Source organism: Bradyrhizobium diazoefficiens USDA 110 (genome assembly GCF_000011365.1).
Classification (GTDB): Bacteria; Pseudomonadota; Alphaproteobacteria; order Rhizobiales; family Xanthobacteraceae; genus Bradyrhizobium; species Bradyrhizobium diazoefficiens.
Map to the genome: position 1 here is coordinate 1,959,264 of NC_004463.1, position 20,921 is coordinate 1,980,184.

Genomic DNA, 20,921 nt, shown 5'->3' on the forward strand with positions numbered 1-20,921 from the left:
AAGCCGTACGGCGGTGCCGTACGGCTCATCCAGACTTCGTCATTCACAGCGCGGCGACGGTAGCAACTGCGGTGAGCCACCCGTCTTGCAGAATTACTGGACGCGCTCGTCGGCGACCTTCTTCTCGGACGAGAGTTCGGTCGTAATTCTGCGCATTGCCACGGCCTGGGCCTGAACCTTCTGGCTCACACGCTCGAATTCAGCCATCTGGTTCTGGAAGCCGCTATCGCCGGTCTGCTGGGCACCAGCAGCGCCGCCATTTCCGCCAACATTGTCAACCGCCATGTCTATTTGCCTTTCTTTTGGGATAACGCTGGTTCTGATTTGTTACGAGGTGCGGGCCGGCGAGACGATCGCAGGAATGGAAAGGAACATGGGCGTACCGCCGAGCGTGCTGAGCCCGAGGTTCAGCTCCGGGCTCTTGCAGGCAGTCTCGTGCTTGGATTGCACCTCGGTCTTTTCGCCGGCGTCTTTGTGGTCTTCGGCCTTATCATGGTGACCCTCGTCGGGCACCAAGGTGTGGACCACCTTGTCAAAGACCTTGTCCACGGTCCCGCCCAGTGCCGAACCAATTGCCGCTCCGGCCGGGCCGCCTAGGTAACCGCCGGCGGCGCTTCCAATCATTTCTCCGATCATTGCGTTCTCCTATGTTCGTCTTGTTGCGCAGACGACTGTTCGCCTAGCTTCAGCGGCCTCATGCTAGGGGCGCTAGCTTTCGAAAAGCTGACGAGCCTCACGTTGAGGCGAGTGATATTTTGCGGCAGGCTTGCATCTGCTCGCAATCATCGGATCGCCCTGTCGCTCCCAGCGGCGCCCTATAGCCGGCTTGGATGAAGGCGAGTTGAGCCGTGCTTAGCTGCGCGTTCAGGAATGATTTGACTTGGCGGAACCTTCGCAGGCGCGTGGCTTGCAGGGTGGAGCACGGAAGCGGGATAAGGTCATCGAGCCGTGCGGATCTCAGCCCTCGCTTGTCCCGTTTGGCTAAGATGGCGGCTTGCGAAAGCTCACCTTTCGCGAAGTCTTGATGTTTGGGAAAATGCAGCGAGAGTTCAAGCTGTTGATCGCTCCTCGCAGATGATGTGCAGTTCCGGCGGGAGCGCTGATTGCGGTGAGGATGAGATGATTGGCTGATAACCGGCAACGTCGTGTCATTTGCCTGAAGACATGGGAGCACCGCTGGTACCAGACGAATCTTGCCAGGAGGGAATATTAAATCTTGCGATACGTTCAGCGAAGGATGCGTTTCGGACATCCGATCGATGCCAAAGTGCGTGCGGCTTGGCTCGCTGATCATCGTCAGCTTTTCGACAGGTGTTCGGGCTACCGTATCTGTGAGTTGAATGCGCGTGATGTGCTCGTGCGGTTACGGTGATGGGGCGAGAGAGGATCTCCATAGGCTGCCGGTTCTGGCAAGGGAATTAGTCGTTCGTTCGGATGAGCTGATCAGGCGCTCTCATGCAGATCTGAAGCGGCGGATCTTGGGTGACTATGCGCGTAACGCTCACAGTTTTACAGATGTCGTCTATGCAACAGGAGTGAACTAAATGCAGTATCTTCCCGTGGCCGGCCTGCCAGTGGTGGGTGCGCCCGACTCGATGAACGGAGTGGCGCCGGAGGGCGCTGTTGTCACTCCCACCTTCAACGCCATGTTGGGGCAATATGCCCCGGCGAGCTACCAGTACTTGCCGGTAGCCTCACCAGCCCTCGTCGGTACGGCCGTTGGGAGTGTCGTTCCGGTCGTCGTGGCGCCAGCCGTCGTTACGACGCAGGCGTACATGATGGCGCCTCCTCCTTCCACCATGCTGATGAGCCAGCTGAATCAGAATGCCGAGCCTCCTGTGGATCCGGTGTGGACGCATGAGGTCAAGGATGGCAAGGCCACGATCAACCTTGGGGACAAGTATACGATTACGGCCAATGAGAAGGATGGCACGTGGACAGTCCGCAACAACCAGACCGGCCATGTCACGGTCATTCATGGCGACCCGCACGTTGATGCCGACGGAGACGGCAAGGATGACTTCGATTTCAAGAAGGATATGACGTTTCAGCTCGACGACGGCACGAAGATTACTGTGAATAATGTCGACTACGGCAATGGCCAGGCCATCTCTTCAAAGCTTACGATTACGAACGGCCACAACGCGATCGTTGTCGAGGGGCTCGGCGACGACAAGGATGGCAAAAACAATCTGAGGGTGACGCAGTCCAACGCTGGGATGACCCTTGACGAGTTGACGTCTGATGGTGCCCAAACGATCCATGAGAGTGGACAGGGATGGGTCGATGGCGCCGGACGCGCCGTGAATCAGGCGAGTATCGACGACGGCGAGCAAGGGCGTGGGCCGGGCAACTACCAGTATGCAAGCGGAGCGCCCACCTCTACGGCGCCCGTCTTCTTCGTTCCTCCTCCGCCGCCGCCTCTTGCGATGGTGCCTGTTGCGGCTGCCCAGGTGCCCACGCAGTCTTCTCAGCCGGCGCCAGTGTGGTCACATGAGGTCAGGGACGGCAAGGCTGAGATCAAGCTTGGTGATAAGTATTCGATCTTGGTCGACGAAAATGACGGAACAGTGCTCATTCGTAACAGTCAAACAGGCAAGATCACCTCGATTAAAGGCGATCCCCACGTCGATGCCGACGGTGACGGCAAGGTCGACTTTGACTTCAAGAAGAACATGACTTTCCAGCTCGACGACGGCACGAAGATTACTGTCGACACCGTTGATATCGGCAAGGGCAAAACGATGGCCTCGAAGCTGACCATTACTAACGGCGACAATGCCATGGTCGTCGAAGGGCTTGGAGACCGCTTTGACGGTAAGAACAATCTCAAGGTGACGCAGTCGAATGCGGGCCGTACGCTTGATCAATTGACTTCGGACGGAGCCCAGACGATTTATGAACAACCAGGCTCGGGCTGGGTTGACCGGTCTGGACGCCAGGTGAACCAGGAAATCATCGACAGCAATGAGAATCCAGGCACAACGTCCGATGCTTGAGTTGGCCTGAGGTCTGGCTGGTACTGCGAAGCGGTTCCAGCTTATGGGATAAGTCACTGAAGTGGGCGCTAGCGCCCGCTTTTCGTGTTCAGTGAGGAGATGAAGATACTAGTACCCACTTTTCTTGGAACGTGAGTCGTGATTCAAGGTCGGGATGATACCCGAAGCAAGAGAAGTCCACCTTTCGAGGAAAGATCGCAAGGTGCTTGAGGCGTGCTGTCGCTCACCGGTGACGTTGCAGCGCGATTTGAAGCGGGCGCGGATAGTTCTGTTGGCGGCGGATGGGCGCAGCACCCGGTCGATCGCCAAGGAAGTTGGGGTCCAGCCGCGGATTGTCAGCCTTTGGCGGCATCGCTATGCCGACCATGGCCTTGAAGGGCTGCAAGACAAGCCGCGGCCTGGCAAGCAGCCGATCTATACGAAGACGACCGACAAGCGGATTCTGAAGCTGCTGGATAAGCCGCCACCGCAAGGGTTTGCGCGCTGGACCGGCCCCCTTCTGGCCGAGGCGCTGGGCGATGTCGATGTCCAATATGTCTGGCGGTTCCTGCGCAGCCACAAGATTGACCTGGTGGCTCGCAAGTCCTGGTGCGAGAGCAACGACCCGAACTTTACGGCCAAAGCCGCCGATGTTGTCGGCCTCTATGTCGCGCCGCCGGCGAAGGCCATTGTGCTGTGCGTGGACGAGAAGCCCTCGATCCAGGCTTTGGAGCGAGCGCAGGGTTATCTGAAGTTGCCCAGTGGCCGCGCCTTGACCGGCCAAAGCCACGATTACAAGCGGCATGGCACCACAACATTGTTTGCGGCGCTCGAAGTCGCCACCGGAAAGATCATCGCGACCCATTCAAAACGCCGGCGCCGCGTCGAGTTTCTCGATTTCATGAACAGCGTCACCGCGGCTTTTCCGAACCGCAAGCTTCACGTCATCCTCGACAACCTCAACACCCATAAAAAGAACGAGGACTGGCTCAAGGCCCACCCCAACGTGCAATTTCATTTCACGCCGACAAGTGCGCCATGGCTCAATCAGGTCGAAGTATGGTTTTCCATCTTGCAGGGGCAGTCGCTCAGCGGCACCTCCTTCACGAGCCTCAAGCAGCTTCAGGAACACATCGATGCCTACGTCAACGCATACAACGACAGAGCCGAGCCCTTCGTCTGGACCAAGAAAAAGGTCCGTCAACGCCGTTTCAAAGGCCGCCGTATCACTCAGCTCTGATTCCGGGTACTAGGTGCGGCGGCCTCGATGAGGATCTTAGCTCTTAGCGTGATAGGGGCAGTCTGAGCTTTGGCGCCAATTCGTAGCGACAAATACGCCATAACTCAGGATCAGGCAGCAGCAACATGCCTCGATGCTGAGGGGTAGCGGTCCCCGGAGTTCTGCAGATATGGGCGCAGCGAGCGCCAAGTCTGCCTATGTTCCGGAAAATCTCGGAGGATCTCTCTAGCGCACGATCTCGCGGGCGGCTGCAGAACCAATCGAGGATAATAGATGACGAAGTTCATCGGCGGGGAGCGCTCGGGCTCGCTTAGAACGTCTGGTGCCCTGGCTAAAGAGCGCTCCTGATGAACCCTCATCGAAGAATATGTGACACGGCGGCATGAGCAAGTCGCTGCGGCGTCTTCCGAAAGTTGCGAGGTCCTGCAGAACGGCCGCACCGCCTGCCTGGAGGATCACCTAAGACGGTCTAGCGGCTGCTGTTGCCAAGTCCGCCTGCTTCACCCGATCGTTTTCGGTTCGGCTTGCCGTCCGTCAGGTCCTCCCTGTGCGCGTCTGATAATCCGGCCTTCAGCCATCATCTAGCTCGCTCATAGCGTCATCCATGTCTGACTGGGTATCGCTTATGACCTGGGTAGCGACGGCAACCAGAGCTTTTTCGAAGGCCCGCTGCAACAATGCTGCGTGCGAGTTGTCGCCGCCGTTCGCGGCGTTATCGGTGTTTGTGCCAGCGTCTGGCGCCGTTGCTGCGATATCGGCTGCGCCTGTGTCCATGTCATAAAACTCAGATAGCGGCGGTGCCGCGAGATGACCTATTCCTTTCGTGCTAGCAGGGGCAGCTTGCAAGAAGCTGACGAAGAGTGAGGCCGGATTGATGCCGCGATTCGTGCCCCGAGTGATCTCAGGTGGTCCGGTGTTTGGAGGTTTGTGCGAAGAACTGTGCTGGTTCTAACAACCGGTATGTTGAAGGTATTTAGGGGGGCCGGTCATACCCAGACTATCCTGATCCGCAACGCGCTTACCTTCATCTCGACGACATGGATCGCCTCGCGGTCCTTTCTGGCGGAGCTTCAGAAGACCCAGGTTGGGGCGGTCCCGCCTGCAATGGCCGGGCATGCGAGGGGCCGGCGTGCGGCGGCTCATCCTGAAAAAGGGGCGGTGCGCGATGGTCCTGCATGCGATGTCCCCGCTTGAGGCTCACCGTGCCGTGGCTCGGCTTCCGATGGGCCGACATCCAGAGTCTGCCATATCACATCTTGATCGAAGCCGGGATGTTCCTCGATCGCCTGAGCTATGGCCTGCGGCGAGAGATGCTGCTGGCCGTTGTCCGGCTCTGGCGCAGCGACGGCCGCAGGCGCGGCATATAGATTATCCTGCCAACCCGAGTCTGGCCCAAGGGGATGCGCTAAATCTGGGTAAGGCGGATAGAGGTGTCCTGTCTCCAAGTATGGAGAGTAGGGATGGCCCGCGTCGAGATAGGGTGAATAAGCCTCGCCCTGCAGCACTGGATGGGCGACTCCCTGCGCCGAAGCGGGAGCCTCTGAACCGCTGAGCTGCCGCTCGAACTCGGTTGCATCTGTAGCCGTCCGTGCTGTGTCGGGCTCCGGGCTCGTATTCGCCGGGGCGACTGCATTGAAATCCACCCTGTCTCTCCTTCCAACTGATGACGCGCATTGAGCTATGCGAAGCCTCAGCTAGCTCGGAAGCGCGCGTGCGGAGGCCCACATTGATCTTTAATGCCTCGCACTGCGTGAAGGCAGCGCTACCCAATTTCCCTCGAGCATCCGGTCTCTTATCCATCTATCGGGCTGCCTCAAGCAGGGCAGCCGTCAAGACCTCGCAGGCTCATGCTGGGGGCTTTAGCTTTCGAAAAGCTGACGATCGGATGCGACTTCAGTCGGAGCGGTCTTGCATCTTCGACCATCACTTCTGGCCTGGACCGGCTTCGCGCACAGCGCCCCCATGAAGCGGCGTTTCGGGAGAAGCTTCCGGCCGCCCGTCCCGGAAGACCGTGCTCGAGGAGCCGCGAAACAACATCAAAACCGACTCGTGTTGTGACCTCTCGGCGGCGGGACTGCGCCGGGCCTGCGCTTCCGCCACAAGGCCCTTGAGGGTCTGGTCCACCAGCGCAACAAATCTGGGTGGGCCAGAAGCAAGGATGAGGCCCTCTCCCGGGGCAGGTTTCACGATATAGCGCTCATCCGAGATGTTGAGCGCGTCGAGCGCGGCCTTGAGCGCATCGAAGCTGATTGGGTTCAATACAATGAGCCGGCTTTGCGCCTCTTGGGCGGCGGAGATGTAAAGGACAAGTCCGTCATAGTACCACTGGAGATTGTACAAAGCAGTCAAACGGTCAAGGAATTCTCGTGGCGGCAGGTCCGGCATTCGTCCACGAATCCGGCCCCTGACGTCGGCGCTGACATTGACCCTGATATTGAGATTGTTTCCGAACTCCTGCAGCGCCGCAGCAAGATCCTGATCGAGAACGGTGTAGCTATAAGGGGCGGGCGGCAGCGAAAGGGATGCAGCAGACGTGCGCAAAATTCCGACACAGATGAGAACACCGGCACAAAAAATTCTTTTTAAGATATGTACCACCGTGGACCGCGCGAGCATTCCTTGACGCCTTCCGCTCATTATGAAGTTAGAGTTTCGCCGCAGCTTGGAAGCCAAACGTGATCATTAGATGACCAAGTCAACCTGATCTCCGTCAGGTTTTCGTCAGCTCGGCAGCCTATGAACTTGATCGGTTCATCGGCTAAAGCTTAGGTCATCAAACCAGCACAATGACACACTCCATGTTGTTAGGCGCAACGCCGATCCCTCCCAGTTCAGCCGGTTGTCTTTCCGGTGCCTGCTCTCCGGCAGCTGCTGGCGAGCAGGCGCGTTTCGAGCAGTCCCTGGCGCAAGTAGCTCCCAATCAGGGGTCTGCTTTCCCGACCGCGAATCCACCCGCAGCGACTCCTCCGATATTGGAGGTCCAGCGCACGAATGTGCTGGCAAGTCCGCCGGGCGACCGAATCCTCCAAACCCTTTCCGGCATCTACCAGGGTCGAGCCGTTTCTCCGGCGATTGCGCCGGCTGTCGTAAATGGGGTGCAGCCTGGGCCGGCTGCGCAGCCACTTTTGCCGGCGGATAACGCCGGAGCCAATGCGGCTGTTAAGCCGGTTGGAGCTGATTTCGAATCGATGATGACGAATCTGCGAGACGTCTACAAAGACGTTGTTCAGGTTTCCCTCGTCTCCAAGGGCACCAGCGCCGTCAGCTCGTCGCTAAACAAGCTGCTATCGGCCGGCTGAGTAAGCTGATGACTGGCGATATGAAGAGGGGGAGCTCCGGCGGCCGTCAATCGTGGCGACGGCTTCGCGTGTTTCTTGCTATGCCCCTTCTCCTCTCGCTGATCGGCTGTAAGACCGATCTCTACACCAAAATTCAGGAGCGCGAGGCTAATGAGATGCTCGCGCTTCTCCTTGGCAAGGGCGTTGATGCTGTCCGTGTTGTCGCCAAGGACGGAACCAGCACAATCCAGGTCGAGGAAAAGCAGCTCGCTTATTCGATTGACCTGCTCAATGTTGAGGGGCTGCCGCGCCAATCCTTCAAGAATCTCGGCGAGGTGTTCAAGGGATCGGGCCTCGTTGCCTCGCCGATCGAGGAGCGGGCACGATACGTTTATGCTCTAAGCGAAGAATTGTCGCGCACGATCAGCGATATAGATGGCGTCCTTTCAGCACGCGTTCACGTCGTTCTGCCGAAGAACGACTTGTTGCGGCAAGGTGCGACCCCATCCTCGGCATCGGTCTTCATTCGACATGGCTCCAGCGCGAGGCTTTCGGCACTATTGCCGCAGATCAAGATGCTCGTCGCAAACAGCATTGAAGGGCTGTCCTATGACAAGGTCGCCGTTGTCTTCGTGCCGGTCGAGCGCGCTCCAGTCGAGCAGTCTGCCGGTCCGGGAGTCCCTGTGGCTCAGTCAGCAAGAGCCGGCTCATCGCCGTTACTTGCGCTTGCTGTAGGAAGCGCCGGAGCGGTATTCGGCATCGTCGCTTGCGTATTGCTGGGCCCGCGCATGCGTCAGTTTGGAAAATCATCGCGTAAGCTGAGCGTGTTCGGTAGGGGCTCGCGCCTGTCTGCTGACCAAGCGGCGGGCAAGATGATTGCTGATGCGTCATAGTCTGGACGCTCATGCCGCCATCAATGTCAACCACAGCCACAAAAACCAATCGCTCGTTCACGCTCGCAGCCGATCGGCTGCGCGAGCTTGCTGCCTCGGCCGATCCCGGTCGTTTCGCCGGGCTTCTTGACCCGCTGCTTTCACCTTCCACTTTGGCTCGGCTACAGCAGAGTGCCAGGCTACAGCCAAGGCTCGCCGAACTGCTTTTGGGCAGCAAGGGGGAGGTGAGCTGCGGCGACTGGAGCGAAGATGCTCTCCTGGGGCATGATCCGCGGCGGGCTGCGCTGCTCGCGGGCGGCATTTGGCATGCACGCTCCATCCTCAAGCTGTTCTCCAGGCACGATCTGCCTGTGTTGGTGGAGTTGATCGGTGCCGAGGCGCATGCTTTCGCAGTCCGGCATTTATCCTGCGCCGTCGCAACGGCCCCGATCGCCGATCCAGAGCAATTGTCCCGACAGATCGAATATGACGGGCATGCTTGTCTCGGCGCTTGGCTCGAAGAGACTTCATCGCTTGCTCGTATCCGCGTGCTTCTACGCTTGCCCGCTGGGACGGCCGCCGAGAGCTCAACTGCCGAGCACCGTAGCGCAGCAGGCCCGCTGCTTTCCCTCGTCATGGCTCATTTGCGCACTGAGGATGCTGGGGCATGACGGCCGATGCCCTCGCACCACCCGCGGCCCCGAAGATTCGGGCTCTTGGACCGCTGATCCCAGCTGCGCAGCTTGAGATCTGGCACGATGCCATACAGGCGCTGGCCGCTGCCGAGCGGCATCTGCAGCGGGTTCGAGGGTGGGCACGCCTGGCTTATGAGCGGGAACGTGCGCAGGGCCGCGCCGAGGGTGCAAAGGCTGGCGCAGAGGAAATGGCCCGGCTGATTGCGCAGGCGACTTGTGAACTGGCCCAACGCAAGGCGGTTCTGGAGCGGGAATTGCCGCAACTGGTCTTTGAGATCGTTCGCGATCTGCTTGGCGCATTTGATTCGGGCAAGATGCTGGTCCAGTGCGTTCGTCATGCCATCGAGCAAAGATATAAAAACACGGAGGTCTGCCTTCACGTATCCCCACTGAAAGCCGACCTGCTAGCCAGTGAGTTCAAGGATTATGACGGACTTGAGGGCCGGCCGAAGCTCAGGATTGAGGCGGATCCGGCGCTGAGCGCGGACCAATGTGTTTTATGGAGCGAGTTCGGCAACGTCGATCTTGGGCTTGCCGCGCAGCTGCGCGCGCTGCGCCTCGGCTTTGGCTTGACGGAGGAAGCTGAATCGTGACCGTGCAACGACCGACCCATCATGCCGCGGCCGCAGAAGGAACCGTAAAGGCCGCACTCTCATCCTTAAGATCTTCCGCCAAGCACATCGATACACGCGCTGTCCGCGGCCGGATCACGCGGGCCGTGGGCACGCTGCTGCACGCCGTCTTGCCGGAGGCCAGGGTCGGAGAACTGTGCTTATTGCAGGATCCTCGCAGCGGATGGTCGCTCGAGGCCGAGGTAATCGGTCTGTTGCCGGATGGGGTGTTACTCACGCCCATCGGGGACATGGTGGGGCTGTCCAATCGCGCAGAGGTGGTGACGACCGGGCGAATGCAGGAAGTGGCTGCCGGCCCCGATTTGCTCGGCCGCGTGATCGACAGTTTTGGCCGGCCGCTCGACGGCAAGGGCCCTATAAAAGCCGGCGAAGCCAGACCGCTGCGCGGCAGGGCGCCTAATCCGATGAAACGGCGCGCGATTGAACAGCCGTTCCCGCTCGGCGTCCGTGTCCTGGATGGTCTTCTCACATGCGGAGAAGGTCAGCGGATCGGAATTTATGGTGATGCCGGTTGCGGCAAGTCGACGCTGATGTCGCAAATCGTAAGAGGCGCAGCGGCCGACGTCACTATCGTTGCGCTGATCGGCGAGCGCGGTCGAGAGGTGCGTGAATTCATCGAACGTCATCTTGGCGAAGCCCTTCACCGTTCCGTCGTTGTGGTGGAGACTTCCGACCGTTCGGCGATGGAGCGGGCCCAATGCGCCCACATGGCGACAGCGCTAGCCGAATATTTTCGTGATCAGGGCCTTCGCGTCGTTCTGATGATGGATTCTTTGACGCGCTTTAGCCGCGCCATGCGTGAAATCGGACTTGCCGCAGGAGAACCGCCGACCCGGCGCGGATTTCCGCCATCCGTTTTTGCACTGTTGCCGGGCTTGTTGGAGCGCGCCGGCATGGGCGAGCATGGCTCCATTACGGCCTTCTATACTGTGCTTGTCGAAGGTGACGGCACGGGTGATCCGATAGCGGAAGAATCACGCGGCATCCTCGATGGCCACATTATTCTCTCCCGCGCGTTGGCCTCCCGGGAGCATTTTCCGGCGATCGACGTGTTGTCGAGCCGCAGCCGCGTCATGGATGCGATCGTGTCCGTGCCGCATCGCAAGGCGGCATCCTTTTTCCGTGATCTGCTGTCACGGTACGCTGAGGCCGAGTTCCTGATCAAGGTCGGTGAATACAAACAAGGCTCTGATCCGCTGACCGATCGGGCGATCGCCTCGATCGAGCAACTGCGGGCCTTTCTGCGCCAGGGGCAGGGTGAGGCGTGCAGCTTTGAGGAGACGATCGCATGGATATCGCGTCTGACCGCCTAAGTCCCGTTCACGCCTCGAAGCTGCGGCTCGTAAAGGACATGCGGGAGCGAAGCGCCATTCGTGAATTGTCTAACATGGAAGCCAAGCGCCACCTTGCGATCCAAGCTGTCCAACGAGCTTTCGAGCATCTTACACATGCCGAAGAGCGCCGGGCAAAGCTCGAGGCAGAGCTCTATCGGGAGATGCTAGCAGCCGATGCGATGTCTGTTTGCGAGCTGCAGCGGCGCTATCATCTCATCATCGGCCGGCTCACAGACGAGATTGCAGCGGCGCAGCAGGTTCTTGAAAATGCCCGTGCTGCTCAGGCGCAAGCTGAGACTGCGGTTCTTGAGGCGAGGGCCGTTTGGGCCAGGCGTTCAGCGGCGAGCCAGAAATGGCGTGAGATTGATCAAGACGTTCGGCGCACCACGAGTGCTCATTTCGAAGCCGCCGCCGAAATCGAAGCTGATGATGAAGTCTTGCTCCGCTACCGGCGCGGCCCGTCAGGGCAGACGGGAGGTGAGCCAGCATGATTGCAGATCCTCTCACGCGCGAGCTCGGGGCCTGCGGCGCGGAAGCCGCACCGGCCTCGGACCGGCCGGCTGAGCGCGCAGCCTTCATGCCGTCGCTGATCCTGTCGCACGCAGTGGCCTCGTGGCTTAACGAGATCACAGCGTTGCGTGCGCCTCTACAAGGCCTCCTCGGCGAGAAGCCGCTATCTGTGCGCGTGAGCCGGACCGTCTGGCAGGCGGAGCCGGCTGCGGCACCGATGCTCGACTGCGTCTTCGAAGTAGAAGGTGAAACCTTGATCCTGTCCTTGCCGGGTAAGCTTGCGGAAGCGCTGGTTCGGACCGTGCAGAATGGGCTTACCTTACCTTCTGAGCCGGCGCGTTCGCTGGTCCTGGAACTTGCGCTTGAACCCTTGCTTGCTGCGCTGGAAAGAATGACGCAGCGGAATCTGCAGCTTGTTCGCACCGAGGAAGCGCGGAGTACGCAGCCTTATCTTGAATTTGACGTCGCCTATGGTGAGCTCGCCAGCAAGGCTCGGCTGCTTCTATTCTCTCCGTTCGACGGTCCGGTGCCTCCGGCTTTCACCGTCCTCGGCGAGCTGCTCGGCCGATTACCGCGACAGGCGGCCAGGCTGCTTTCCGAACTCCCGGTCATCGTTGCAGGCCATATCGGCTCGCTCCGCGTCGCGATCGGCGTTCTTCGCCAAGCAGAGCAAGGCGATGCGCTGCTCCCGGACACAATTCCACTCGCGCGAGGCCAAATTGTTCTCGTTGCAGACCGATTGTGGGCCCCTGCAGAGATTGGCGGCGACAGGCTGGTGCTGCGAGGACCATTCCGCTTGCGATCCCACCCTCTAAAAAGTGAAGATGTGATGCCCCAAAACCAGATGCAACAGCAGCCCCCGTCAGAGGCGGATATCGACAGCATCGAGATCACACTCGTATTCGAATGTGGCCGCTGGCCGATGCCGTTGGGAACCTTGCGAACCATCAACGAAGGCCACGTGTTCGAACTTGGCCGGCATCTTGACGGGCCGGTCGATATCGTTGCGAACGGCCAACGTATCGGCCGAGGCGACATCGTGCGGATCGGCGAGGAGCTCGCCGTCAGGTTACGCGGCAGGTTGGCGCTTAATGACTGAAATTCAACCCAGCATCCTGGCGCTTCTTGCAATAACGGTCGGCCTTGGTCTCCTGGCCTTTGCTGTCGTCACAACTACAGCCTTTATCAAGGTCTCGGTTGTTCTCTTCCTCGTGCGCAATGCGCTAGGAACTCAATCGATACCGCCGAACATCGTCCTTTACGGAGCGGCACTCATCCTGACCGTCTTCATCAGCGCTCCAGTCTTCGAGCAGACCTATAACCGCCTTACCGATCCGCAACTTCGCTACCAGAGTTTCGATGACTGGGTGATGGCCGCCAAGGAGGGACAGGAGCCGCTGCGTGTTCATTTGAAGAAATTCACCAATGAAGAGCAGCGCCGCTTCTTCCTGTCATCCACCGAACATGTCTGGTCGGAGGAGATGCGCGGCAGCGTAACGGCAGATGATTTCTCAATTCTTGTGCCGTCGTTCTTGATTTCCGAACTCAAGCGGGGCTTCGAAATCGGTTTTCTTCTCTATCTTCCCTTCATCACGATCGATCTGATTGTCACCACGATTTTGATGGCCATGGGTATGTCGATGGTATCCCCCACAGTGATATCTGTCCCCTTCAAGCTCTTTCTGTTCGTCACTATCGACGGCTGGTCACGTCTCATGCACGGGCTAGTACTAAGCTACACCACGCCAGGAGGTTGACCATGAACGAAGCCAGCATCCTTACGCACCTCAGTCAATCGCTCGTGCTCTTCATGATCTGGGTTCTGCCGCCGTTGCTCGCAGCTCTGATCTCCGGACTGATCATTGGCCTTATCCAGGCGGCAACTCAGCTCCAGGACCAAACCCTGCCACTGACGGTCAAGCTTCTGGTTGTCGTCGCCGTGCTCGCCGGTTTTTCCCCGGTTCTCAGCGCCCCGCTGATCGACCAGGCCGAGCGCATCTTCAGCGAGTTTCCGGCACTCACCGCAAGATACTAGCAGAGCTTGGATGGCTGGCCTGTCACCCGCAGAGGCGCAAGTTCTCGTTCAGGGCTCGATCGAATTCGTCGCCGCAACCGGCCTGAGTGCGGCCCGCGCCCTAGGCATCATGCTGGTGCTTCCTGTCTTCACCCGGCCGCGTATCAGCGGCCTCATTCGGGGAAGCCTGACGATTGCGATTGGCCTGCCTTGCCTTGCTCAGATCAAGCTCGGTCTGCAGGCCTTGGACCCGAACACGCGCTTGGTTAGCGTTACCATGCTTGGCGTGAAGGAGGTGTTCGTCGGTCTGATGCTCGGCATCCTGCTCAGTATTCCACTATGGAGCATACAGGCAGTCGGCGACATCATCGATACCCAACGAGGAATTTCAAGCCAAGTTGCGGGGGAGGATCCCGCGACGCACAGCCAAGCGACTGGAACCGGGCTCTTTCTCGGTGTTACGGCGGTGACGATCTTCGTTCTGGTCGGCGGGCTGCAGACCATGGTGAGCGGCCTTTATGGCAGCTACCTAGTGTGGCCTGTCTATCAGTTTTTGCCTGCCTTGACAGTGCAAGGGGCAATGGAGTGTCTTGCCCTTCTCGATCGTATCATGATGACGACCTTGTTGGTCGCCGGGCCGGTTCTGGCCCTGCTGTTGCTGGTGGATATCTCGGTCATGATGCTCGGCCGTTTTGCATCTCAGCTCAAGATGAACGATCTCTCTCCGATGATCAAGAATGTTGCATTCGGGGTCATTATGGTCAGCTACACCGTCTATCTGCTCGAATATGCCGGTTCTGAAATCCTGACCTCGAACGACATGCTCGATCATCTGAGGAAGCTGTTGAAATGAGCTCTACGAGTGAGGAGAAAAAGCTTCCTCCGACGCCCAAGAAGCTGCGCGATGCGCGCAAGAAGGGGCAGAGCGCGCGCAGCTCCGATCTAGTGAGCGGCGTCAGCGCCTGTGCCGGTTTCGGCTGTCTGTGGTGGCGAGCGGGTGCCATTGAGGACAAGTGGCAGGAGACGGTCCGGCTGGTCGATAAACTGCAGGAGCAGCCGTTCACAAGCGCGGTGCCACAAGCGCTCAGCGGCTTGCTAGAACTTTCGATTGCCACTGTCGCTCCGTTGCTCGCCGCTGCCGTGACAGCAGCTCTTCTGGCCAATGTCCTGGCCAATGGCGGCTTTATGTTTGCTTCGGAGCCGCTCAAGCCGAAGCTCGAGAAACTCGATCCCATCAAAGGCTTGAAGCGTATCGTCTCGAAACGTTCGGCCATCGAGCTTGGCAAGACCCTGGCTAAAGTGGTTTTGCTTGGTGCGATCTTCTTTTTAACCGTGACCGCGAGCTGGAAAGCGCTGGTGTACCTGCCAGTCTGCGGCATGGGCTGTTTTGGTTTCGTCTTCACCGAGGTTAAACTGCTGATTGGCATTGCCGCTGGAGCTTTTCTGGTCGGCGGATTGGCTGACCTTCTAATCCAGCGTTGGTTGTTTATGCAGGACATGCGCATGACGGAAACGGAGGCCAAGCGGGAGAACAAGGAACAGCAAGGCAATCCGCAGGTGAAGCGCGAGCACCGGCGGCTGCGGCAAGAGTCGGCAAACGAGGCTCCACTCGGCATCAGCCGGGCCACGTTGATATTGCGGGGACCGGCAACGTTGATTGGTCTGCGCTATGTTCGCGGCGAGACCGGTGTGCCGGTGTTGGTCTGCCGTGGCGAGGGTGAAGCTGCTTCACAGCTGCTTGGTGAGGCGCGCGCGCTTCGCCTCAACATTGTGGAGGACAATGTTCTGGCGCGTCAGCTGCTCGGCAAGGCAAGGCTCGGCAACCCGGTGCCTTCGCAGTATTTCGAGTCAGTCGCAAAAGCGCTCTATGCGGCGGGGCTAGTCTAGGGTCCAGACTCAATTGAGCCAATATGCGACGAGAGCGGCGAGATGAACAGCGGCCAAAAAATTACGGGCGAGCTTGTCATATCGCGTGGCGATGCGCCGGAAGTCCTTGAGCCTGCAAAAGCAGCGTTCGATGACATTTCGTCCTTTGTAGGCGCGTTTGTTGAAGCGATGGATGACGACACGGTTAGATTTATTGGGGATTACGGGCTTGGCGCCACGACGAATGATTGCGCCGCGAAGCTTGTCGCCATCATACCCTTTGTCGGCGAGGAGCACGCTCATGGGTGGCGCGAGCGCCAGGACATCGGGAGCCGCAGCGATATCGGCATCCTGGCCTGGAGTCAGATGCAGGACGACCGGCCGGCAGAGCGGATCGCTCAGCGCATGGATTTTTGTCGTGCGGCCTCCGCGCGAGCGGCCGATTGCTTGATTGTGCTTCCCCTTTTCCGCCGGAGGCACACCGGTGAGCTTTAATCGAGGTCGAGTCGAGCGACAGTACGACGCCGTCTTCGCCAGGCTTGGCCAGCGCTTCGAAGATTGCGCACCATCGTCCTCGCTTGGCCCAGCGATTGAAGCGATTGTAGATCGTCGTGTAAGGGCCGTATTCACGTGGACAATCACGCCATCGTGCACCCGATTGCAGCATGTGAATGATGCCGCTGACGATGCGTCGGTCGTCGTCCCGATCCGGCCCCGTCAGTCCCCTCGGCAGATGCGGTTCGATACGCGCCCATTGCCTGTCGTTCAGCCAAAACAAACCAGCGCGCATTCTCTCGCCCCCGAATCAACACGTAGGCAAGAGAATCACGTGGCGCTATTTAGGTACAGACCCTAGTCATCCGGAACGCAAGTTCGTCGCATTGGTTGATAGCTTGAATCTCGAGAGAGGAGAGCGCTTGTGGCGAATGCAGGTGGGAAAGGCCGGCCGATCGCGCCGTTGGTGCTGAGTCCGCAGGAGCGGGCGTACTTGGAGAGGCAAGTTCGTCGTCATCGTGCTGCGCGGTTGCTTTCCTGAGCGATGCCGCGCGATCCTGCGGTGGGCGGATGGCTTGCCAAGCAAGTCTGTGGCTGCCGAACTCGGCCTCCACGAACACACCGTTGGCAAGTCGCGCCGCCGATTTTTGAAGGATCGCTGTGATGGCTTGCTTGACGAGGCACGCCCTGGCCGCCCTCGCACCATCAACGACGATCAGGTTGCCGCCATGATCGATCGCACGCTGCGTACGACGCCGGCCGAGGCGACGCAATGGTTGATCCGCTCGATGGCTGCGGAAACTGGCTTTTCCCGCACCACGATCCGCCGAATGTGGTCGGCGTTCGGCTTGCAACCGCACCGTAGCCAGACATTCAAGTTGTCGAGCGATCCGCGGCTCGTCGACAAGGCACGCGACATCGTCGGCTTTACCTGTCCCCGCCGAACCGAGCCCTTGTCCTCAGCATCGATGAGAAAAGCCAGATTCAGGCACTCGATCGCGAGCAGCCGGTCTTGCCAATGATGCCCGGCATACCGGAGCGTCGTACGCACAGCTATGTGCGGCATGGTGCGACCACGCTGTTTGCCGCGCTCGATGTCGCCTCGGGGTTCGTCATCGGCAAATGCTACAAGCGCCACCGGGCAGTCGAGTCTTGAAGTTTTTAAAAGAGATCGATGCTCAAGTTCCTGAAGGCCTCGATGTCCATATCGTCATGGACATGTGTAGACGCCCCCGTTGGTGCAAGAAGAATCTTTCGAAGAGTGCGGAGCGTGGTCGGGCGCTGACATGTGTTCGGCCTTTTGTTGCGGCTGCCACATGCCGCTGGCCCGTATGGGAGTTCGCGGAACGGGTCCAATTCAACTTCGCGTGCTCGAGGCGCGTATCCATGATCTGGTTTTCCCATTCCTGTCTCGTGACCGTGCGCCATACTCTCCGGTTGACCTTCTCACACTCACGGTCCCTGCCGCGGAACTACTTCGCCGCAGCCGGAGCCCGATAGGTTCCGCCTCTCGCCATCAATGCCCAGACGATGCGCGCCATCTTGTTAGCGAGGGCGACGATCACCAGCATGGGCGGCTTGAGGGCAAGCATGCGCGCAAGCCAAGAATCCGCTGTCGAGTCTTTGCGCATTGCCCAGCGCACGGCCGCGCTCGCGCCGATGATCAGTAGTCGTCGCAGGGTTCGTTCGCCCATACGTGACGTCTTGCCGAGCTTCTGCTTGCCTCCGGTGGAGCGCTGCAGCGGGGTAAGCCCCAGCCATGCCGCAAAGTCGCGTTGCGACCGTGCACGTCGGCTGCGCGGCAAGACATTTAAGGATCTGATCCCGGCGCAGCTTCTTGCGGAAAAGCACGGTTCCTGATGCATCCGCGCCGTGCATCTGGAACACATTCTTCGCCAGATCCAACGCGATTATGCTAAATTCCGACATGGACGCCTCCGTTCAAGTGATGGTCAACGACACCACTTTGGCACAGCGATGCCGTGAGGGGGCGTCCACATGGGGTAATCGCAGGAGCGTGTTGCCCTAAAGACAATCAATAGTCTTGGAGGGTGGCTGTTCCCCGATAGGATGGAAATACGGGCTCACGACTGGACGCCGGGCCCAAGCATCGAATGGAGAACAGCCATGGAAGAGTATATCGGTCTCGATGTGTCGATGAAAGAGACGGCGGTCTCGATCCGTCGAGCAGGTGAACGGATCTGGCGCGGCAAGTGTGCATCTGATCCCAGTGTCATCGCCGCGCTCATCCGCAAGCGGGCGCCGGCCGTGAAACGCGTGGTGTTCGAGACGGGACCGCTGTCGGTATGGTTCTATCATTCTTTGCGCACCGAAGGATTGCCGGCGATCTGCGTCGATGCGCGCCATGATAAAGCGGCGCTCGATATGGCGGCGAACAAGACGGACGCGAACGACGCCGATGGTCTGGCGCAGCTCGCGGAAGTCGGGTTCTTTCGTGAGGTGCGCGTGAAGGGATTCAACAGCATGCTGACCCGCACGCTTGTCGCGGCGCGCACGCGGCTGGTCCGGATCACCACCGAGCTTTCGAACCAGATCCGCGGCGTCATGAAGACCTTCGGTCTGCTTGTTCCCGCCGGAAAGGGAAGCACCTTCGAGAACGTCCGGAACCTTCTGGCTGATCAGGACGGACTTGCATCCATCGTGCTTCCGATGCTGGAAGCCTGGCGTGGCATTCGCATCCGCGCCGCCGAACTCGGTCGCCAGTTGGTTCGGGATGCGCGCGAGAGTCAGGCCTGCCGCATCCTCATGTCGATTCCGGGCATCGGTGCGATCACCGCAACCTCTTTTGCCACAGCTATTGAGGAGCCTGACAACTTTAGGAAATCCCGATCTGTTGGCGCGTGGATCGGCCTGACAACGCGCCGCTACCAATCCGGAGAAGTCGATTATGATGGCCATATATCCCGACGTGGCGACCGCCATTTGCGTGGGCTTCTCTATGAAGCGGCAGCGGTCATTCTGACGCGCAGCTCAACCGACAGCGCTCTGCGGACGTGGGGACGGCATCTCCGGGAGAGGATCGGCTTCAAAAGAGCCGCCGTGGCTGTGGCACGGAAACTGGCGGTGATAAGCATACGATGCTTAAGACCGGCGAGCTGTTCAATCCGAATGCCGGAGCTGCCGCATAAGCTCGGATAGCGTTCAGAACCTGAACGCCTAAGGTATCCCTGCCAGGACGTGAGCCGAGCCATTCCGCTGATGGGGTTGCACTGCTGACTCAGCAAAGTGCGTCGTCCACATTGAAGGCTCGTCCGCGAAGCTCCATCATGCGGCGACCAATGTCGACCGCGAAGACAACCACGCACCCGGCAGCGTCTCTTGACGAAACTAAATGCTTGACGTCCCAGCAGCGATTAGACGACACCTCCGTCGGGCAACTCGAGGCCGACATCTGCACCTTCATCCACCTGCACAACCAAAACCCGAAGCCCTTCAAATGGACCAAGTCCGCAGACCAGATTTTGGCTTCCGTCAAACGCTTCTGCCACAAAACCCAGCAGACTTTATGTGGCGAACATTAGATTCACGTGACTAGGTCGTCCTGTCCTGACGCTGCGATCTGCAGGCTGGCGCTCAATCGATGCTCGCATCTTCCGCGAGGCGCCGATGCGCTCGCCCGATAGCCTCTGGGCCGCGGCCTCGCCGACCGGATCACCGGATCAGCTGCGGCGCCAAGCGCAACAACTTGTTCGCCCATTTCGGGAGCTTCAGCGCCTACACCCTCGAGGACGTCGACTTGTACCACCTTGGCTAGGGGACCCTGCCACTCGGTTGACAAGCCGGTAGTGCTGATCGTCAACTAGTACCCACTTTTCTTGGAACGTGAGTCGTGATTCAAGGTCGGGATGATACCCGAAGCAAGAGAAGTCCACCTTTCGAGGAAAGATCGCAAGGTGCTTGAGGCGTGCTGTCGCTCACCGGTGACGTTGCAGCGCGATTTGAAGCGGGCGCGGATAGTTCTGTTGGCGGCGGATGGGCGCAGCACCCGGTCGATCGCCAAGGAAGTTGGGGTCCAGCCGCGGATTGTCAGCCTTTGGCGGCATCGCTATGCCGACCATGGCCTTGAAGGGCTGCAAGACAAGCCGCGGCCTGGCAAGCAGCCGATCTATACGAAGACGACCGACAAGCGGATTCTGAAGCTGCTGGATAAGCCGCCACCGCAAGGGTTTGCGCGCTGGACCGGCCCCCTGCTGGCCGAGGCGCTGGGCGATGTCGATGTCCAATATGTCTGGCGGTTCCTGCGCAGCCACAAGATTGACCTGGTGGCTCGCAAGTCCTGGTGCGAGAGCAACGACCCGAACTTTACGGCCAAAGCCGCCGATGTTGTCGGCCTCTATGTCGCGCCGCCGGCGAAGGCCATTGTGCTGTGCGTGGACGAGAAGCCCTCGATCCAGGCTTTGGAGCGAGCGCAGGGTTATCTGAAGTTGCCCAATGGCCGCGCCTTAACCGGCCAAAGCCACGATTACAAGCGGCATGGCACCACAACATTGTTTGCGGCGCTCGAAGTCGCCACCGGAAAGATCATCGCGACCCATTCAAAACGCCGGCGCCGCGTCGAGTTTCTCGATTTCATGAACAGCGTCACCGCGACTTTTCCGAACCGCAAGCTTCACGTCATCCTCGACAACCTCAACACCCATAAAAAGAACGAGGACTGGCTCAAGGCCCACCCCAACGTGCAATTTCATTTCACGCCGACAAGTGCGTCATGGCTCAATCAGGTCGAAGTATGGTTTTCCATCTTGCAGGGGCAGTCGCTCAGCGGCACCTCCTTCACGAGCCTCAAGCAGCTTCAGGAACACATCGATGCCTACGTCAACGCATACAACGACAGAGCCGAGCCCTTCGTCTGGACCAAGAAAAAGGTCCGTCAACGCCGTTTCAAAGGCCGCCGTATCACTCAGCTCTGATTCCGGGTACTAGGGACGGTGCCATCTGGAGCATGTCTCTGGTCGTCTATCTCGAGCCGCGCTGCTACAAGTTCAT

The 20,921-nt window shown here is 59.3% G+C and carries 20 protein-coding genes and 5 pseudogenes; 18 read left to right on the forward strand and 7 right to left on the reverse strand.

All coding sequences use genetic code 11. The annotated features are described in order from the left end of the window. Positions 1-93: 93 nt before the first annotated feature. The 3 genes from BJA_RS09045 to BJA_RS09055 form a co-directional block, all read right to left on the reverse strand. Positions 94-285 (reverse strand): hypothetical protein, encoded by a 192-nt coding sequence (locus BJA_RS09045; protein ID WP_014497948.1) that lies wholly within the window; start codon positions 283-285, stop codon positions 94-96. A 42-nt stretch (positions 286-327) separates the two neighbouring features. Continuing rightward, on the reverse strand, positions 328-636 hold the full coding sequence (locus BJA_RS09050) for a hypothetical protein (protein WP_011084613.1): 309 nt from the start codon (positions 634-636) through the stop codon (positions 328-330). Between the two features lie 97 nt (positions 637-733). Continuing rightward, a complete protein-coding gene (locus BJA_RS09055; RefSeq protein ID WP_014497947.1) occupies positions 734-1,294 on the reverse strand; it encodes a hypothetical protein in 561 nt (186 codons plus the stop codon). Between the two features lie 250 nt (positions 1,295-1,544). Between BJA_RS09055 and BJA_RS09060 the strand changes: the two genes are divergently transcribed. Further along, positions 1,545-2,999 carry a DUF1521 domain-containing protein gene (locus tag BJA_RS09060; RefSeq protein WP_011084615.1) on the forward strand — a complete coding sequence of 485 codons (1,455 nt, stop codon included), beginning with the start codon at positions 1,545-1,547 and terminating at the stop codon, positions 2,997-2,999. Between the two features lie 154 nt (positions 3,000-3,153). Then, positions 3,154-4,218 (forward strand): IS630-like element ISRj1 family transposase, encoded by a 1,065-nt coding sequence (locus tag BJA_RS09065; RefSeq protein WP_011084549.1) that lies wholly within the window; start codon positions 3,154-3,156, stop codon positions 4,216-4,218. Between the two features lie 570 nt (positions 4,219-4,788). Here the strand turns inward: BJA_RS09065 and BJA_RS09070 are convergent. Beyond that, positions 4,789-4,992 (reverse strand): hypothetical protein, encoded by a 204-nt coding sequence (locus tag BJA_RS09070; protein WP_011084616.1) that lies wholly within the window; start codon positions 4,990-4,992, stop codon positions 4,789-4,791. Positions 4,993-5,408: 416 nt separating this feature from the next. Here BJA_RS09070 and BJA_RS09075 point away from each other — a divergent pair, with 416 nt between their 5' ends. Continuing rightward, positions 5,409-5,585, forward strand: coding sequence for a hypothetical protein (locus BJA_RS09075; protein ID WP_161966260.1), 177 nt, complete (start codon positions 5,409-5,411; stop codon positions 5,583-5,585). 556 nt (positions 5,586-6,141) lie between these two features. On the opposite strand, the gene BJA_RS09080 is transcribed toward BJA_RS09075, so the two are convergent. Continuing rightward, positions 6,142-6,834 carry a secretin N-terminal domain-containing protein gene (locus tag BJA_RS09080; RefSeq protein WP_020608155.1) on the reverse strand — a complete coding sequence of 231 codons (693 nt, stop codon included), beginning with the start codon at positions 6,832-6,834 and terminating at the stop codon, positions 6,142-6,144. A 182-nt stretch (positions 6,835-7,016) separates the two neighbouring features. Here BJA_RS09080 and BJA_RS09085 point away from each other — a divergent pair, with 182 nt between their 5' ends. Genes BJA_RS09085 through BJA_RS09135 form a run of 11 tightly spaced genes read left to right on the forward strand, consistent with a single transcriptional unit; the run spans position 7,017 to position 15,440 of the window. Continuing rightward, a complete protein-coding gene (locus tag BJA_RS09085) occupies positions 7,017-7,517 on the forward strand; it encodes a nodulation protein NolB (protein ID WP_026312858.1) in 501 nt (166 codons plus the stop codon). Positions 7,518-7,525: 8 nt separating this feature from the next. Further along, a complete protein-coding gene (sctJ, locus tag BJA_RS09090; protein WP_011084621.1) occupies positions 7,526-8,389 on the forward strand; it encodes a type III secretion system inner membrane ring lipoprotein SctJ in 864 nt (287 codons plus the stop codon). Positions 8,390-8,400: 11 nt separating this feature from the next. Then, positions 8,401-9,039 carry a nodulation protein gene (locus BJA_RS09095; protein WP_011084622.1) on the forward strand — a complete coding sequence of 213 codons (639 nt, stop codon included), beginning with the start codon at positions 8,401-8,403 and terminating at the stop codon, positions 9,037-9,039. Further along, the gene (sctL, locus tag BJA_RS09100) at positions 9,036-9,656 is read left to right on the forward strand and encodes a type III secretion system stator protein SctL (protein WP_011084623.1); all 621 of its coding nucleotides are present in this window, start codon (positions 9,036-9,038) and stop codon (positions 9,654-9,656) included. The genes BJA_RS09095 and sctL overlap by 4 nt, the downstream gene beginning before the upstream one ends. Next, positions 9,653-11,008, forward strand: coding sequence for a type III secretion system ATPase SctN (sctN, locus tag BJA_RS09105; RefSeq protein ID WP_011084624.1), 1,356 nt, complete (start codon positions 9,653-9,655; stop codon positions 11,006-11,008). Before sctL ends, sctN begins: the two co-directional genes overlap by 4 nt. Next, positions 10,984-11,520 (forward strand): hypothetical protein, encoded by a 537-nt coding sequence (locus tag BJA_RS09110; RefSeq protein ID WP_011084625.1) that lies wholly within the window; start codon positions 10,984-10,986, stop codon positions 11,518-11,520. Before sctN ends, BJA_RS09110 begins: the two co-directional genes overlap by 25 nt. Then, positions 11,517-12,638, forward strand: coding sequence for a type III secretion system cytoplasmic ring protein SctQ (gene sctQ / locus BJA_RS09115; protein WP_011084626.1), 1,122 nt, complete (start codon positions 11,517-11,519; stop codon positions 12,636-12,638). The genes BJA_RS09110 and sctQ overlap by 4 nt, the downstream gene beginning before the upstream one ends. Further along, positions 12,631-13,296, forward strand: a complete 666-nt coding sequence (gene sctR, locus BJA_RS09120; RefSeq protein WP_011084627.1) for a type III secretion system export apparatus subunit SctR — start codon at positions 12,631-12,633, stop codon at positions 13,294-13,296. The genes sctQ and sctR overlap by 8 nt, the downstream gene beginning before the upstream one ends. 2 nt (positions 13,297-13,298) lie before the next feature. Continuing rightward, positions 13,299-13,574: an EscS/YscS/HrcS family type III secretion system export apparatus protein gene (locus tag BJA_RS09125; protein ID WP_011084628.1), complete on the forward strand. Its 276-nt coding sequence runs from the start codon at positions 13,299-13,301 to the stop codon at positions 13,572-13,574. 10 nt (positions 13,575-13,584) lie between these two features. Beyond that, positions 13,585-14,406: a type III secretion system export apparatus subunit SctT gene (gene sctT, locus BJA_RS09130; RefSeq protein WP_011084629.1), complete on the forward strand. Its 822-nt coding sequence runs from the start codon at positions 13,585-13,587 to the stop codon at positions 14,404-14,406. After that, positions 14,403-15,440, forward strand: a complete 1,038-nt coding sequence (locus BJA_RS09135; protein WP_011084630.1) for an EscU/YscU/HrcU family type III secretion system export apparatus switch protein — start codon at positions 14,403-14,405, stop codon at positions 15,438-15,440. Before sctT ends, BJA_RS09135 begins: the two co-directional genes overlap by 4 nt. A 9-nt stretch (positions 15,441-15,449) precedes the next feature. Here BJA_RS09135 and BJA_RS09140 read toward each other — a convergent pair. Then, a pseudogene (locus BJA_RS09140) lies at positions 15,450-16,140 on the reverse strand (IS5 family transposase). Positions 16,141-16,338: 198 nt separating this feature from the next. Between BJA_RS09140 and BJA_RS09145 the strand changes: the two are divergent. After that, positions 16,339-17,132, forward strand: a pseudogene (locus BJA_RS09145) (IS630 family transposase); the annotation flags it as partial. 254 nt (positions 17,133-17,386) lie between these two features. Here the strand turns inward: BJA_RS09145 and BJA_RS09150 are convergent. After that, positions 17,387-17,716, reverse strand: a pseudogene (locus BJA_RS09150) (transposase); the annotation flags it as partial. Between the two features lie 325 nt (positions 17,717-18,041). On the opposite strand from BJA_RS09150, the pseudogene BJA_RS09155 reads away from it, so the two are divergent. The 3 genes and pseudogenes from BJA_RS09155 (at position 18,042) to BJA_RS09165 (ending at position 20,845) form a co-directional block, all read left to right on the forward strand. Then, positions 18,042-19,063: pseudogene (locus tag BJA_RS09155) on the forward strand (IS110 family transposase). Between the two features lie 234 nt (positions 19,064-19,297). Continuing rightward, positions 19,298-19,456, forward strand: a pseudogene (locus BJA_RS09160) (IS630 family transposase); the annotation flags it as partial. A gap of 324 nt (positions 19,457-19,780) precedes the next feature. Beyond that, positions 19,781-20,845 carry an IS630-like element ISRj1 family transposase gene (locus tag BJA_RS09165; protein ID WP_011084514.1) on the forward strand — a complete coding sequence of 355 codons (1,065 nt, stop codon included), beginning with the start codon at positions 19,781-19,783 and terminating at the stop codon, positions 20,843-20,845. Positions 20,846-20,921 lie beyond the last annotated feature (76 nt).